Origin of the sequence: Collinsella aerofaciens (assembly GCF_015554145.1) — a bacterium.
Classification (GTDB): Bacteria; Actinomycetota; Coriobacteriia; order Coriobacteriales; family Coriobacteriaceae; genus Collinsella; species Collinsella aerofaciens_AA.
Genome location: NZ_JADNHZ010000004.1, coordinates 89,394 through 104,478 on the forward strand (window position 1 = coordinate 89,394; position 15,085 = coordinate 104,478).

Consider the following 15,085-nt stretch of genomic DNA (forward strand, 5'->3'; position numbering starts at 1 on the left):
CTCACTCCTCGCTCTGCGAATACGAAGCGTCCAGAATCTCCTGCGCGTATGCGCGCTCCTGGGGCGTAAGCCGTGCCGTCTCGATCAGGTCGGGACGCCAGCGGCAGGTGCGCTCGATGGCATTCTTACGGCGCCAGGCATCGACCTTGGCATGGTCACCGCTCACGAGCACCGGCGGCACGCCCTCGCCGTTGAATTCAGCAGGGCGAGTGTACTGCGCATACTCGAGCAGGCCTCCGTCCTCGGCGGTCGAGAACGACTCGTCGACGTTGCTCATCTCGTCACCAAGGGCGCCGGGAATCAGGCGTACGACAGCATCGGCAACGACCATAGCGGGAAGCTCGCCGCCCGTGAGCACGTAATCGCCGATCGACAGGCGCTCGTCGGCATACGCATAGGCACGCTCGTCGACACCCTCGTAACGGCTGCACACAAACAGCAAGCGCTCGCTTTTGAGCAGGCGCTCGGCCACATGCTGTGTAAAGGGCTCGCCACAGGGGGTAAAAAACACCACGGTGGGCTTAGGACCCTCGGAGCTAATGGCCTCGATGGCCTCTGCGATAGGCTCGACCTTCATGAGCATGCCCTGCCCGCCGCCGTACGGCTCGTCATCGACGGTACGATGGCGGTCGTGCGTCCAGTCGCGCAGGTTATACGCCTTAAAATCAAAAAGGCCGGCCTTGCGGGCGCGGCCCAAAATCGATGTGGACATGACGGGCTCAAACATCTCGGGAAAGACCGAAAGGGTCTCGATCAGCATGTTGTCCTCCCTACTTGTCCATATCGATCAGGCCGTCCATAACGTGGACGGAAATTGTTCCTGTGTCGGGAAGATCGAGCACAACCTGCTCGATCACGGGAATCAGTACCTCGCCGTACCGATCGCCCTCGACAACCCAAACATCGTTAGCGGGCGTCGACATGATCTCGACGATCGTGCCGAGCGAACCGAAGCGCTCGTCGACCACCTCGCGACCCATCAGGTCGGTATAGGCAGCATCGAGCGAATCGAGCTCAAAGTCGTCGCGATTTGCCAGCACATAGCATCCCGTGATGCCCTCGGCGGCCGTCAAGTCGTCAATGCCCTCAAACGAGACCAGATCGCCATCGCCCGTATCGGTGACGGACACGACCGTGCAAAAGCGGTCGCGCTTGAGCGCCGGCGGCGTCAGGGCGACGCGCATACCCGGCTCTAATACAGAAGGAAGCCCCCGCAGCGGCTGCGCGAGGACCTCCCCCTTCCTTCCGTGCGGCTTGACCACACGGGCGATGTTTTTGTACTGGGACCTCAAGGTCCTAGCCCAGAACCTCTACCTCGACAGCAGTGTCGAGGCGAGCGGCCAGTGCACGGGCGAGCGTGCGAATGGCCTTGATGGTACGGCCACGACGGCCGATGACCTTAGCGACGTCATCCTCGGCGACAGAAACCTCAATCGTAGAGGCGTCATCACCATCAATGACCTCAAGGCTCACGGAATCCGGGTCGTCGACGATCTGAACAACGAGATATTCGACGAGATCGGCGATGCGATCTGAGAGCATTGCCTCACCCTCGAGCTGTGCAGCGTCAACCTCAGGCACGATTTACTCCTCGGCGCCCTCAGCGGCCTCAGCGGCAGCCTTAGCGGCCTCGGCCTCTTTGGCGAGCTGCTTCTTGGACTTCTTGACGACGGTCTCGGTCTTCTCGCCCTCGTTGGCGGCCTTGACCAAAGCGGCGACGGCGTCGGTGAGCTGAGCGCCCTTGGACTGCCAGTCGGCGATCTTCTCGAGGTCGAGGTTGATGGTCTTGGGGGCGGTCATCGGGTTGTAGCGGCCAACCTCCTCGATGATACGACCGTCACGCGGGGCGCGGGAATCGGCGACGACGACACGGTAGTACGGACGCTTCTTAGCGCCGTGACGAGCAAGGCGAATCTTGACTGCCAAAGGAAACTCCTCCAACCAAGCAGCTTTAGGCTGCAACTACAAACAAACAGTTGAACATAATACGCCATCGACGCGGGCAGGTGAAGTCCGTGAGACCAACTTCTTCGGTGTAGTCGAGGGCAAATCCATATCTTAGACAAGAATTCGGGATTTGCAAGCACATACACGCACCCCACATGAGCTGCGCGGTATACTCATGACATGGAAATACGCGAACATACATACGGTTATGAGGATGCCATGGGCGTCACGCCGCCTCCCTGGACGGGTCCGGCGGTGGGCCTCATGGACCTCGATGCGTTTTTTGCGAGCGTGGAGATGCTCGATCATCCCGAATGGCGCGGTAAGCCGCTCATCGTGGGCGGAGACGCCGATTCGCGTGGCGTCGTGTCCACGTGTTCGTATGAGGCGCGTCGCTTTGGCGTGCACTCTGCCATGGCCTCGGCCGAGGCGCGGCGCTTGTGCCCGCAAGCCATTTGGACGCACGGGCACTTTGATCGCTACCGCGAGGTGAGCGCGCAGGTCATGGCGATTCTTGCCGAGGAGACGCCGCGCGTAGAGCGCGTATCCATCGACGAAGCCTTTATCGATATCACACCGGGTCGCTTTGCGCCCGAAGACCCGCGACTGGTTGCGCGGCGTATAAGCGACCGCGTGGCAGCGCTGGGAGTGACGTGCTCCATTGGCGTGGGCTGCAACAAGACGGTCGCAAAGATCGCAAGCGAGCGTGACAAGCCGTTTGGATTGACGATTGTGCGCCCCGGGACGGAACAGCGCTTTTTGGCCGCGCTACCAGTGTCTGTCATGAGCGGCATCGGGCGCTCGGCCGAGGAACGACTGCGCCGCATGCGCATCTACACCCTCGGCGAGCTATCACGTGCACCGGAATCCACCTTGGCCTCTATTTTTGGCGTCAACGGCGAACGCATGCGCCAGCGTGCGCTGGGACTCGAAATCTCCGAAGTCACAAGTCTCGATGAAGAGCGTGAGGTTAAATCGGTGAGCAATGAGCGCACCTTTGCGAAAGATTTGACTGAGCGCGGGGACATCGAAGCGGCGATTGCGCTGTTGGGCGAGTCAGTGGGACGCCGCCTGCGCCGTCAGGGACTGACGGGCGCCACGGTGACGCTCAAGCTCAAGTATTCGTATGGAAGCGGTCGCTCGGCACAGCGCCGGCTGCCTCATCCGACCGACGATGAGAACATCTTTGTGGCGGTTGCGCTCGAACTGCTCGACAACATCTGGCAGGAAGGCATGCATGTGCGTCTGGCGGGTATCGGGATGAGCGACTTTGACCATCAGGGCGGCATCCAGACCGACCTGTTCTGCGAAGTCGACGACCGCGGAGCCCAATCCAGCGACCGACGCGACCTCTCGGTTGCTATCGACGCCGTCCGAGACAAGTTCGGCGACACCGCCCTATCCTTCGGCCGCCAATCCCGCTTCAACGATTAACCGCCTTTGGGCAAAAAGAAAGCCGGGCAGGTACGGAAAACCGCAACTGCCCGGCAAAATGCGCGAGGCTAACTAAAAGCCCCGTATCAAATGAGCCACTAGAGGAGGTCGAGGGGGAGCTGGGGGGCGTCACCCCAGAGCTTTTCTAGACGGTAGAAGTCGCGGGCTTCGGGAGTGAAGACGTGAACGACGACCGAGCCGTAGTCCATGAGCATCCAGGTCTTCTGCTCGCGGCCCTCGATGGAGAACGGATGCTCGCCGCAAGCCGCGGCGACCTTCTCCTCGATCTCGTCGACGATAGAATCGACCTGGCGGTTGTTGGTACCGGTGGCAAGCACAAAGTAGTCGCACACGTCGGAAAGCTCGGTCAGGTCGAGCACCTGCACGTCCTCGCCCTTCTTGTCGTAGGCGGCCTGCGCGGCGGCGCGGGCGACATCCTCGGCGGCGACACCGCTCGCGGACAGCGAGGCGGCGGTGCGGTCGGACGTGGCAACGAAACTCTTGTGCTCCACACCTTCAAGAATCTGCTCGTCAGTCATGGTCTCGTCGGCCATGGAATACCTCTTTCTAGACACACCCGAGCTAGCGCAGCTGGGCGTAATGGTTGTAAATCGTAATAGCCGTGGGATAAAGATAGCGCCCGGACTGGATCACATAGACCAGACCCTGCGCAAAACAGGAGAAGAACAACTCGTCGAGCGAGGACTTCCCCACCATCTTGCGCAGCGCATGGGCATAGTCGCCGTGGCGGTTGGGCTCGATGGCATCTGCCACAAAGACCACCATATCGAGCGGCGTCATGTCGCAAGCACCCACGGTGTGACGGTCGACAGCCTGAAAGACTGCCGGCGACAGCTCGGGAAAAAGCTGCGGAAGCTCATAGGCGGCAACAGGGCCATGCAAAAGCGGCGTCGCGGCGGAAGGAGAGCCGGCAACCTTGATGCCATAGTGAAGCGCGCGGGCCACGAGCTCGTCATCGGAAAGCACCTTGTCCCAGTCGTGAATTAAGCCGGCGGCAGCGGCATCAAAGCGGTCAACGCCGTAGACCTCGGCCAGATGAAGTGCGGTCTCGGCAACACCCAGCGAATGCACATAGCGCTTGCGCTTATCTTTCATGCGAACATCGAGCAGCTCTTGAATGCGCTTGAGCAGCGCGCGCTCATCGCCCTCAAACTGATCCTCAACCGACAACGTAGCCCCCATCACTCAAAATCTTCTTGACCCAGATCGACATACAAACTGCGCTTGCGAATGTAGCCGAGCACAGACTCGCTCGTAAGATAGCGCACGCTCATGCCGCGGGCAACTCGCTTACGAATGTTCGTCGAGCTGATCGCCAGCGCCGGAATCTGAATATAGCGAACATCGAACGGCAGCCCCGACTCTTTGATTCGGGCACGCGCCGTATCGATATCAAAACCCGGTCGCGTCGCCGCAATAAAGGTAGCAAGCTCAGCGATTCGCTCGGCATCATGCCAGGTCACAATATCGATAATCGCGTCGGCGCCCGTAATAAAGTAGAGCTTTACCTGCGGCGGGTAAAAGTCGCGAAGGGCATGAAGCGTATCGGCAGTATAGGTCACGCCCGGACGGTCGATCTCGAAACGGCTCGCCAAAAAAGCCGGATTCGCGGCGGTGGCGAGAACCGTCATGGCATAACGGTCCTCAGCAGGCGTCACCGGTTTGTCGAGTTTAAAGGCAGGAGAGCCGGCCGGCATAAAGAGCACAGCGTCCAAGTCGAGCGACTCGCGCGCCTGCTCGGCAGTCACCAAGTGCCCGTAATGAATCGGGTCGAAGGTGCCGCCCATAATGCCAAGCCGAAACTCTTTGCCCTCTTTTATGGGCAGCTCGGGCAAACCGATTCCACCGCGCAGCGACATGGCTTACTCGCCCTCCGGGGTCTCAACAACGTCGACTTCGGTAGTGCCTTCGGAGCCTTCAATGGCATCAACCACGTCTGCGTCCTCGGCCGCTACGTCAATAACCTCAACGCCAGCGTCCTCGAGCTCCTCGTACTCCGAGAAGTCCTCAGCGCCCTCAAAGTCAAAGGCACGCTGGCAAATGCGGACCTCGTCGCCCGCACGGCAACCGGCCTTCTCGAGCGCGTCGTCAACACCCATACGCGCAAACTTATGCTGCAGGTAAATGACGGCTTCCTCGTTTTCCCAGTCGGTCTGGATGACCATGCGCTCGATGGCACGACCAACCACACGGAAGGCACCGGGCTCCTCCTGGACAATGCGGAACCGCTTCTCGCGCTGCAGACGGCGGCGCTCCCACTCCTCGTCGCGAAGATCGACCGGCTCATCGGAAACCGCCAGCTCGGCGCGAAGCTTAGCCACCTGCTCGCCCACGGCAAGCATCAGCGTATTGAGCCCGGCGCCCGTCACGGCGGACACGGCAAAGAACATATGTCCATCGTCGAGCGCGGCGCGCTTGAGGTCGGCAATCTTGTCGGCCGTGCCCGGCGCATCGCACTTGTTGGCGACAACGATTTGCGGGCGCTCCGAGAGCTCTGCGCCATACTGCTCGAGCTCACGGTTGATGATGCGGTAATCCTCAACCGGGTCGCGATCCTCAAAACCGCCCGTCATGTCGACGACATGCATGATCAGGGCCGTACGCTCAATGTGGCGCAGGAACTGGTGGCCCAGGCCCTTGCCCTCGCTCGCGCCCTCGATCAAACCAGGAACGTCGGCAACGACGTAAGAATACTCACCGGCACGCACCATGCCGAGGTTCGGCACGAGCGTGGTAAACGGATAGTCGGCGATCTTGGGACGGGCGGCACTCATGCGCGCGATGAGCGAAGACTTACCCACCGAGGGAAAGCCCACGAGCGCGGCATCGGCCATAAGCTTCATCTCGAGCTCAATCCAGTGCTCCTCGGCCGGTTCGCCCAGCTGAGCGAACGCGGGCGCGCGACGCACCGACGTCACAAAGTGGGTATTGCCCAGACCGCCGGCGCCACCGGGCGCCACGACAACGCGCTCGCCGTCGTGTACCAGGTCGGCAATCTCAAACATCGGTGTCTGCGTCTCGGGGTCGAGCTCGCGCACCACGGTGCCCATAGGGACCTTGAGAATCAGGTCCTCGCCGCTCTTACCATTGCGGCGGGCACCCTGGCCATGCGTTCCGCGCTCAGCACGAAAATGATGCTTGAAGCGGTAATCAATCAGCGAGGAAAGCTGAGCGTCGGCCTGGATGACGACGTTGCCGCCACGACCGCCGTCGCCGCCATCGGGGCCGCCCTTGGGAACAAATGCCTCGCGCCTAAACGACATGCATCCGGCTCCGCCGTCGCCGCCGCACACGTTAATGCGGCTGATATCGGTGAACTGTGACAACAGAATCGCCTCCTACAAAAAAGAGGGAGACCCTTGAATCCTAAAACTCAAGTGCCTCCCACATATGTGCTCTATGAAGGGTGAATTACGCGTTCGCGAGCGGGCGTACGCTGACCCTGTGCTTGATACCCTTGTGGAACTCAACGGTACCGTCGACCAGCGCGAACAGCGTGTCGTCCTTGCCACGGCCAACGTTCTCACCCGGGTGGATGTGAGTGCCGTGCTGACGGACGAGAATCGTGCCCGTGGTTACCGTCTGGCCGGCATAGCGCTTCGTGCCAAGGCGCTGACCGCGGGAGTCACGGCCATTACGGGAGGAACCGAGTCCTTTTTTGTGTGCCATTGTGTATACCTACTCTTTCGTTACGAGTGTAATCTACTCGGCGACGGGAGCCTCGGCAACAGCCTCGGCCTCTGCCTTGACAGCCTTCTTGGCGCGGGACGTAGCCTGGACCTTCACGATCTTCAGCTTGGTGAGCTGCTGACGGTGACCCTTCAGACGACGATAGCGCTTACGCTTGTGGAACTTGAAGACCAGCTGCTTCTCGCCCTTGAACTGCTCAACGATCTGAGCGGTAACCTTGGCCTTGGCCAGCTTGTCGGGATCGGTGACGATCTTCTTACCATCGTTGAGGAAGATAACCGGCAGGGTGACCTTGTCGCCCTCATTGCCCTCGATCTTCTCGACGGTGATGACATCGTCGGTGGCGACCTTGTACTGCTTGCCGCCCGTGTTAACGATTGCGTACATGTTTACTTGCCCTTCATGCATCAGTTAGTGCAACAGCCGAATATAGTAGCAGGCGAAAATACCCCCGTCAACGAGTATGTGGAGCAAATCCACAAGTTCGTACAGGTATGGGGCTGACGAGTCGGCCCTCGTCGTCCTCGCATGCTTGATTCTGACGCTCGACATCGTAGGAGCAGATGGTCACGAGGTCTTGCATACCGGTGGAAACAATAGGTGCATCCACGCCCGGGGTCAAGCCCTGCAACAAAACATCAGCTGCAGAAAGCAAAATTTCCGGACGCATGGAGCCCTCGTTATCGGCATGGGTGTCGAGCATGAGCACCAAATGGTCCGGGCGCTCCCCCGCCGTGAGCTCATAGCCCACGAGCGTGTGATCCAAATCCAAGCGCTTGCTCTTTTTGCCGCGCGCGTAGTCGATGCCATGGTCCGCGCGCAGCGTGTCGATCGCACGACGCACCTCATCGGCGCTTACGGGCGCCTCGGGATCCAAGTGCAGGTCGATGCGATACGACAAGCGCGTGAGCTGCGCCGTCAACGCCGGCGTGCGCACGTCGATGTACGCTGCCTCGATAGGTGCCAGATCGGCCGGAGACGCCACAGACAGGCGCTCAAACGCCTCGTCGAGCGCCACGAACTCGGTCATAAACAGGTCATACCACTCGCAGGTCGACGACGTACCAACCGGCAGCGCCGAAGAGAAGCCCACGCGCATGTGCGGAGAGAAGCCCTGCGTGACGGCATAGGGAAGTCCCGCACGGCGCACGATGCGCTCAATGGTATGGATCACTTCGAGATGGCCCAGGTACTTAAGGCGATCGCGCTTGCCATAGCGAACACGAAGTCTAAAGAGCGTGGGGTTGTCGGTCAGGCGCTCACTCATGCGCGATCACCCATCAATACATTCTTGGCGTGGAGCGTGGGGCAGATTCCGCAGCCGGTGCACGACGTGCGGGTGCAGTCGGGAGTCGTAACGCCCTCGAGCGAGCGACGGTACTCGCGTTCGAGGAAGCCACGCGTGCAGCCGGGGCTCACGTGCTCCCACGGCAGGCGCCAGTCCAACTCGTAGGGCAGGTGCACGAGCTCATTGAGGTCGATGCCGTTTTTGGCAGCAGCCTCCTTCCAGTTATCGAGCGAGAAATGCTCTACCCAGGCGTCAAAGCGAGAGCCCGCGCGCCAAGCATCGATGATGACGGGCGTCATGTCACGACCGGCGCGGGACAGAGCGGCCTCGATGAGCGAGGTCTCGGCATCGTGGTAATGCACGCGGACGGCACGGTTGCGAACGCTCGTGATAAGCAGCTTCTGGCGACGCTTGACGTCGTCGTAGTCGAGCTGCGGGCACCACTGGAACGGCGTGGCAGCCTTGGGGATAAAGACCGAAACCGAGATGGACACCGAGATCGAGCCGCGACGAGCCTTGGGCACCACGGAACGACCGAGCTCCAGCACGTGATCGGCCAGATTGGCGATGGCCACGATGTCCTCGTCGCGCTCGCCGGGAAGGCCCATCATAAAGTAGAGCTTCATGCGGTTCCAGCCGGCCTCGAAGGCCGCCTTGGCCGCACGGTCCAGGTCCTCCTCGGTCACGTTCTTGTTAATGATGTCGCGCATGCGCTGGCTGCCGGCCTCGGGTGCGAAAGTCAGGCCGCCCTTCTTTTCGCCGGCGACCGACTCGGCCATATCCACGCCAAATGAATCCAGGCGCTGCGACGGAATAGACACGCGAATACCCGTATCCTCCAGGCGACGGTTGAGCCTGCCGAGCACGTCACGAATGCAGGAGTGGTCGGTCGTGGAGAGCGAGGTCAGCGACACCTCGTCATAGCCGGTCTTTTCCAGACCCTGAATCACCGACGAGACGATCTGGTCGGCCGAGCGCTCGCGCACCGGGCGATAGGTCATGCCGGCCTGGCAAAAACGACAGCCGCGGGCGCAGCCGCGCAGGATCTCGATAGACAGGCGGTCGTGGACCAGCTGCGCATAGGGCACGCACGACTGCGACAGCGGATTCGTGGCACCGAAATCCTCGACGACGCGCTTGTAGACCACGGTCGGCGCATCCTTGCCCTCACGCGGCACGGTGTAGCCATGCGGCGAGCAGGGCTCGTCGTGACGAACCTCATAGAGCGACGGCACGTAGTTGCCGGCAATGGATGCAAGCTGCTCGACAATCTGCGCGCGCGGGACCCCTTCGTCACGCAGGCGGCGATGCAGCTGGCAGGTCTCGAGCAGCGATTCCTCGCCCTCACCGATGAGGATGGCATCGAAGAAGGCCGCGTACGGCTCGGGGTTGTACACCGAGGGGCCGCCGGCGATGATGATGGGGTCGTCTTCACCTCGGTCGGCCGCTAACAGCGGAATGCCAGCGAGGTCGAGTGCCTCGAGGAAGTTCGTCACCGCCATCTCGTGCGGCACATGCAGGCCGACGATATCAAACGAAGCGACCGGCGCTGCACCCTCGAGCGAGAGCAGCGGAATGCCCGCCTCGCGCATGGCGTCACCCATATCAGGCCACGGCACATAGCCACGCTCGCAGGAGATGCCCTCGGCCTGGTTAAGAATGTTGTAGAGGATGGCGATGCCCTGGTTGGGCAGACCAACCTCGTACACATCCGGATAGATCAGGCAGCAACGGTAGTCGGCATCGGCCTTGGAAAGCGTGCCCCACTCGTGATCGATATAGCGGCTCGGCTTCTCGACCTTGGCGAGCAACGGCTCAATTAAATGAAAACAATCTTGGTACGGAACGCGCAACGGAAAACCCCTAAGCAGCGAGATCTGATGCGTCTTGGTAGGACGCCATAGGACGGGTAGCGCCCGCGACCGTGGTCACCAGATCGCGAACGCGGGAGAACGTGGCAGTAACCACCTCGTTGGCACGACTGTAGTCGACATCGCGCTCGTAGAGCGAAACGAGCGCACGGCCCATGCCATAGGTGCCCGCAGCAGCAGTGAGCGCCTTAACGGCAAACCCAATATGCGGCGTCTGCTTGACGAGCGCGCGGGTGACCGCGCGGATCACAAGACCGCCGGCAAGCACGCCAGCGACCTCGTAGCCGCGCTCAGGCTTAATGCCGCGTCCAAAGACGGCAGCGAGCTCAAAGAGCATGCCCACCTGCGCCAGCGCCATAACGGGATAATCGGCGCCCGGCAAAAACACCAGCGCACCGGTCGCCATATTGGTGAGCGCGCACGAGGTGATGATACGATTGGCCGCCGCGATGCGCATGAAGGCAAAGTTCGCCGCAAAAGCCGTTTCCTTTTCGGTGCGATCGAGAATCCAGCGGGCAAGCGTCTCGAGCAGATACGTCTTATCGGTTGCCGCCACCACGCCGAGCATGGGCGTGGACTCCTCGATAAACGGCACCTCCACAGCGGACTCGGCAAGCACGCACACGGGCGCGCCGGCGATCACGAGCTCCTGCACGGCACTCTCCAGGCGGTCGGAACCACACGAGAGCACCAGTACCACATCGGTATCGGTCTTTGGAGCAATTCGCTCCTCCCCCAGACGCTCGACGCGCACAATGCCCGAGGTCGTCTGCGGCACAAAGGCGTCACGCACCGTCTCAGCAAGAAAGCGCGAGGCGGACGAATCCAGATAGACCGAGACGCGCACCGGCGCATCGGAATCCTTCTTAACGGACGCGCCCATCTTAAAAGCGCGGGTCAGCTTATCTACGGGAATTTTCATAGCAAACCCCTCCAGCGGTTACGCGGCGCCAGAACGATGCCGCCATATGGATTGTACGATACCCACCGTCAGCAGCTGAATCATCATCGAAGACGAACCGAAGCTAATAAACGGTAGCGGAATACCGGTAATCGGCATCATGCCGATGCACATGCCGATGTTTTCGAAGGTCTGGAACGCCCACATGCCAACGATGCCCACACACGAAAGACGCAAGAACAGCGACTCACACTTAAAGGCGACGCGAATCGTCGAAAAGATCAGCAGCACGTAGAGGCACAGGAGCAAAAAGGAACCGCAAAAGCCAAAGGTCTCGGACAGGAAGGCGAAGACGAAGTCGGTGTGGAACTCAGGCAGAAAGCCGCCGGCCGACTGCGTCGCATGGCCCAAGCCCTTACCAAAGAAGCCGCCCGAGCCAACGGCGATAAGCGACTGCTGCAGGTTGTAGGCATCGTCCGAATCGGCATTATCGGGGTCGATAAAGACCGTCAGACGGTTCATCTGATACTGCTTGATGAGCACATCGTGGCCGAGCAACGAATCAAAGACCGAATCGAGCGCCAGGACGAGGGCCACCAGGCCCACGAGCAGGGCTAGGGTCGACAGCACCCATTCGCGACGTGCACCGCTCATGCAGATGACGATGGCGCCCGAGACCAGCACGACCAGGCCCGAGCCCAGGTCGCCCATGGCGACGACGGCCAAAAACGGGATGGACAGCATGCCGCAGAGCTTGACGTAGTCGCGAACGGTATCGATGCGGCCGTTATACTGCGAGCCAAGCGTGGCGATAAAGAAGATGGTGATGAGCTTGGCAAGCTCAACCGGCTGGAATGTCAAGCCGATACCGGGAATCTTGATCCAGCCCGTCATGCCCAGACCGCCCGTATAGGACAGACCCGGAATCTTGGGCGAGAAGATCACGATCAGGTCGATGACGAGCAACGCCGTCGAGAAATTGGAAATACCGCGCAGGTCGGTACGCCAGACCAGCACCGCCAGCATCGCCCCGATACCAATTCCCAGCAGATGGCGTGAGAACGAAGCATCGGCCTTAAACTGGGAAGCCGACCAGATAATGATGGCACCGTAGGCGACGAGCGCCACTGTAGCCAAAAGCACACCTATATGCACCTTTTGGCGAAACGTGCCGCGCGAGGCCGAAAGTTGCTTGTTGACACGGTCCAGGCTGCTGCGAGAGCCGGTCTTGGTTGAACGGAACAGATCCGCCGGAGAAAAATCCATCGCAACCTCCTATCGAACCGAAGAATCGCCCGAGGCCGAAGAGGTATCGGGCTCGTCATAAATCACGCCGAGCACATCGCGCGCGACATGCATCGCGGTATCTGAGCCACCGCCGCCCTGCTCCAGGACAGTAGCGATGACATACTTGGGATCATCGGCCGGCGCATAGGCGCAAAACCACGCGTATTCGTCCTCGCCGCTTTTCTCGCCCGTGCCCGACTTGCCGTATACCTGCGGCGTCAGGGTGCCAAAGTGAGCCGCCAAGGACGTCGATGCCGTGTAAATCACGTCGTGCATGCCGTTGCGAACAAGAGCCAAATCCGAATCGCTGTTGATCTTGGCCTCCAGGCGCTTCTTCTTGCCCTTGCCGTTGTACTTATAGGCATCGCCGTCGCCATCGCGCGACACGGCAGACAAAAACACGTGAGGCACGTACTGCTTACCGCCGTTGGCAAGGCCCATGTAGGCGCATGCCATCTGCAGAGGCGTCACCAAAATGTCGCCCTGGCCGATGGCGATGTTGGTCATATCGCCGGCATTCCACTTGCGGTCTTCGGCAGAGGCGTCGGTAAAGTACGACTCCTTCCACTCGGCATCGGGAATACGGCCCGCGCCCTCACTCGGCAGATCGATACCGCAGGTCTTGCCTAGGCCCCAGCGACGAAAGACCTCCTGCAGCCCCTCGGAATGTTGCTCGTCATAAAAGAACGCCTTGCCCATGTCGTAGAAGACGGGGTCGCACGAGTTGGCGATACCCGACTGCAGCGTCATGGTGCCGTGGCCAGACGTCAACCAGCAGCGCTTGCCCCAAGCCTTGCCCAAGCCCGTCCAATAGCCCGTGCAGTTGGTTGTCTGTGTTGAAGTGTAGGTTCCAAACTCAAGACCGGCCAGTGCCGAAAGCGGCTTGATGGTCGAGGCCGACATGTACTGTCCGCTAATGGCGCGGTTGAGCAGCGGGTGCGAACCCTTGTCATCATTGAGCTCGGTCCACACGTCATTTGAGACGCCGCCGATAAAGACGGACGGATCGAACTTGGGCTCGCTCGCCATGCCCAGGATCTCGCCATTGTTGGGATCGAGACACACCACAGCGCCGTTGCCGGCATTGCTGTAGCCAGTGGTCTTGGCAAGCTCGATGGCGCTCGCCAGCGCCGTCTCACAGGCCTGTTGGATCTTAAGGTCAAGCGTGAGCTTAATGTCGGAGCCGGCCTTGGCGGGCACGGCGCCGGCCTGACCGGTCACATTGCCCGAGGCATCGACCTTGACGGTCTGCTCGCCACGAATACCCTGCAGCAGGTTTTCGTAGTAGCTCTCAACACCCGCCTGGCCCACGATATCGCCCGACTGGTACGTAATCCGGCCAGCAGAAGCATCATCATCACCAGAGGTTTTCTTATTCTGGGCCTCGAGCTGCTCGGAGGTAATGGTGCCGGTATAGCCCAAGATATGGCATGCCGTCTCGCCATATGGATACTGGCGCTCGGTACGCTCGGCAATCTTGACGCCCGGGAACTCGCCGGCGTGCTCCTGAATATAGGCAACCGTGGAGCGACGGACGTCCGTCGCGATGGTATGCAGGCTCTGAGCGCCCTCGGAATTGTCCTGAATATTGCGCAGCACCGCCACGTAGGGCATACCGAGCACGTTGGCAAGATGGCGAACCAGAACCTCATCCTCGGCAAGGTCGCGGTAGGCCACGACAGCAAGTGAGGGACGGTTCTGGACAAGCGCCACGCCATTGCGGTCGAGGATGCGGCCGCGCACAGCGGGTGTGGTAACGGTGCGCGTCTGATTGCTATTAGCCTGCTTCTCGTAATAGTCCGACGAGACCATCTGCATGCCCCACAGCTTGACGGCAAGCGCCGCGAACATCGCGCCCACACCCGTGGTGAGGATGGAAAAGCGGCCCTTAAAGGCGGTCGCCGCGGTATTGCCCTCGCCCTCGGTGGCGCGCGGGGCCGTTCCATGCTGCGTATCGTAGGTAAAACGGGAATCGCCGCGACGCATGATGACCAGCGCGACCACGATAGCCACAACCAGCACGATACCGGCGATAATAACCGTCATCTGGGAAGACATCTACGGGCCTCCCCTATTTGAGCTTACGGGTCTTGGGCTTAAAGCGCATGCCCGTCTGGCGTCCGCCACGTGCGGAGAATCCATAACCGGACTGCGGCACGACGCCGGACATCAAAAACGGAATGGCAACCAGACCCGTCAGGATCGAAGACGGCAGCGCATGGCCGAAGATCGCGACGGCAAAGCTCGTCTCCAAACCCATAAACAGCAAGATGATGCTGTAGATCACATTTATGACGAGCGCGAAGGCGCCCACCGTGATGCCGCGCGCACTCGGGGTACCGCCCGTCTGACCGGCAGCGCTGTGCACCAGGGTAAAAGAACCCAAGGTCAGCAGGAGCGACATAACGCCCACCGGCACGGCAGCGGAAAGGTCATAGAACAAGCCACTGCAAAAACCGCACACGACGGCACGGTTCGGGTCGCCCGAGAACACGCTTAGGCACACCAGGATAATCATAAAGTTGACGCGACCGCCCGCAATAGAGATCTGCGGTGCCAGGCCTGCCTGCAGCAGCACGCACACGATGGCGGCGATAACAAACGTGCGGGAGCTCATCCCCTGCTCGTGTAGATCCATGGACATGC

The 15,085-nt window shown here is 60.7% G+C and carries 17 protein-coding genes; 1 reads left to right on the plus strand and 16 read right to left on the minus strand.

Annotated elements, in window-relative coordinates; all coding sequences use genetic code 11:
• Position 1 precedes the first annotated feature (1 nt).
• From trmD to rpsP, 4 genes are read right to left on the minus strand one after another with little or no spacing between them, the layout of a single operon-like run.
• Entirely contained in the window at positions 2–760 is a 759-nt protein-coding gene (gene trmD / locus I2E13_RS02685; RefSeq protein WP_055250008.1) for a tRNA (guanosine(37)-N1)-methyltransferase TrmD, read from the minus strand.
• Positions 761–770: 10 nt separating this feature from the next.
• Positions 771–1,292 (minus strand): ribosome maturation factor RimM, encoded by a 522-nt coding sequence (rimM, locus tag I2E13_RS02690; protein WP_055309865.1) that lies wholly within the window; start codon positions 1,290–1,292, stop codon positions 771–773.
• A 4-nt stretch (positions 1,293–1,296) separates the two neighbouring features.
• Positions 1,297–1,542: a KH domain-containing protein gene (locus tag I2E13_RS02695; RefSeq protein WP_171021534.1), complete on the minus strand. Its 246-nt coding sequence runs from the start codon at positions 1,540–1,542 to the stop codon at positions 1,297–1,299.
• 42 nt (positions 1,543–1,584) lie between these two features.
• Positions 1,585–1,926 (minus strand): 30S ribosomal protein S16, encoded by a 342-nt coding sequence (rpsP, locus tag I2E13_RS02700; protein WP_022094749.1) that lies wholly within the window; start codon positions 1,924–1,926, stop codon positions 1,585–1,587.
• A 201-nt stretch (positions 1,927–2,127) separates the two neighbouring features.
• On the opposite strand from rpsP, the gene dinB reads away from it, so the two are divergent.
• Positions 2,128–3,381, plus strand: coding sequence for a DNA polymerase IV (dinB, locus tag I2E13_RS02705; RefSeq protein ID WP_195404106.1), 1,254 nt, complete (start codon positions 2,128–2,130; stop codon positions 3,379–3,381).
• A gap of 98 nt (positions 3,382–3,479) precedes the next feature.
• Here the strand turns inward: dinB and rsfS are convergent, their stop codons facing one another.
• The 12 genes from rsfS to I2E13_RS02765 form a co-directional block, all read right to left on the minus strand.
• Complete coding sequence (gene rsfS / locus I2E13_RS02710) at positions 3,480–3,935, minus strand: ribosome silencing factor (RefSeq protein WP_055250002.1); 456 nt, start codon at positions 3,933–3,935, stop codon at positions 3,480–3,482.
• A 28-nt stretch (positions 3,936–3,963) separates the two neighbouring features.
• Positions 3,964–4,497 carry a bis(5'-nucleosyl)-tetraphosphatase (symmetrical) YqeK gene (gene yqeK, locus I2E13_RS02715; RefSeq protein WP_197736885.1) on the minus strand — a complete coding sequence of 178 codons (534 nt, stop codon included), beginning with the start codon at positions 4,495–4,497 and terminating at the stop codon, positions 3,964–3,966.
• Between the two features lie 86 nt (positions 4,498–4,583).
• A complete protein-coding gene (gene nadD, locus I2E13_RS02720; protein WP_055249998.1) occupies positions 4,584–5,261 on the minus strand; it encodes a nicotinate-nucleotide adenylyltransferase in 678 nt (225 codons plus the stop codon).
• A gap of 3 nt (positions 5,262–5,264) precedes the next feature.
• Positions 5,265–6,728 (minus strand): GTPase ObgE, encoded by a 1,464-nt coding sequence (obgE, locus tag I2E13_RS02725; RefSeq protein ID WP_195404107.1) that lies wholly within the window; start codon positions 6,726–6,728, stop codon positions 5,265–5,267.
• Between the two features lie 85 nt (positions 6,729–6,813).
• A complete protein-coding gene (rpmA, locus tag I2E13_RS02730) occupies positions 6,814–7,071 on the minus strand; it encodes a 50S ribosomal protein L27 (RefSeq protein ID WP_006236075.1) in 258 nt (85 codons plus the stop codon).
• A gap of 33 nt (positions 7,072–7,104) precedes the next feature.
• Complete coding sequence (rplU, locus tag I2E13_RS02735; protein ID WP_035138585.1) at positions 7,105–7,479, minus strand: 50S ribosomal protein L21; 375 nt, start codon at positions 7,477–7,479, stop codon at positions 7,105–7,107.
• A 67-nt stretch (positions 7,480–7,546) separates the two neighbouring features.
• Entirely contained in the window at positions 7,547–8,359 is an 813-nt protein-coding gene (locus tag I2E13_RS02740) for a TIGR03936 family radical SAM-associated protein (protein WP_195404108.1), read from the minus strand.
• Complete coding sequence (locus tag I2E13_RS02745; RefSeq protein WP_055249992.1) at positions 8,356–10,233, minus strand: TIGR03960 family B12-binding radical SAM protein; 1,878 nt, start codon at positions 10,231–10,233, stop codon at positions 8,356–8,358. Before I2E13_RS02745 ends, I2E13_RS02740 begins: the two co-directional genes overlap by 4 nt.
• Before the next feature lie 10 nt (positions 10,234–10,243).
• Positions 10,244–11,173, minus strand: a complete 930-nt coding sequence (locus I2E13_RS02750) for a YcjF family protein (RefSeq protein ID WP_195404109.1) — start codon at positions 11,171–11,173, stop codon at positions 10,244–10,246.
• 18 nt (positions 11,174–11,191) lie between these two features.
• Positions 11,192–12,418, minus strand: coding sequence for an FtsW/RodA/SpoVE family cell cycle protein (locus I2E13_RS02755; protein WP_117816853.1), 1,227 nt, complete (start codon positions 12,416–12,418; stop codon positions 11,192–11,194).
• A gap of 9 nt (positions 12,419–12,427) precedes the next feature.
• The gene (gene mrdA, locus I2E13_RS02760; protein ID WP_195404110.1) at positions 12,428–14,497 is read right to left on the minus strand and encodes a penicillin-binding protein 2; all 2,070 of its coding nucleotides are present in this window, start codon (positions 14,495–14,497) and stop codon (positions 12,428–12,430) included.
• A 13-nt stretch (positions 14,498–14,510) separates the two neighbouring features.
• The gene (locus I2E13_RS02765; protein ID WP_195404111.1) at positions 14,511–15,077 is read right to left on the minus strand and encodes a rod shape-determining protein MreD; all 567 of its coding nucleotides are present in this window, start codon (positions 15,075–15,077) and stop codon (positions 14,511–14,513) included.
• Positions 15,078–15,085 lie beyond the last annotated feature (8 nt).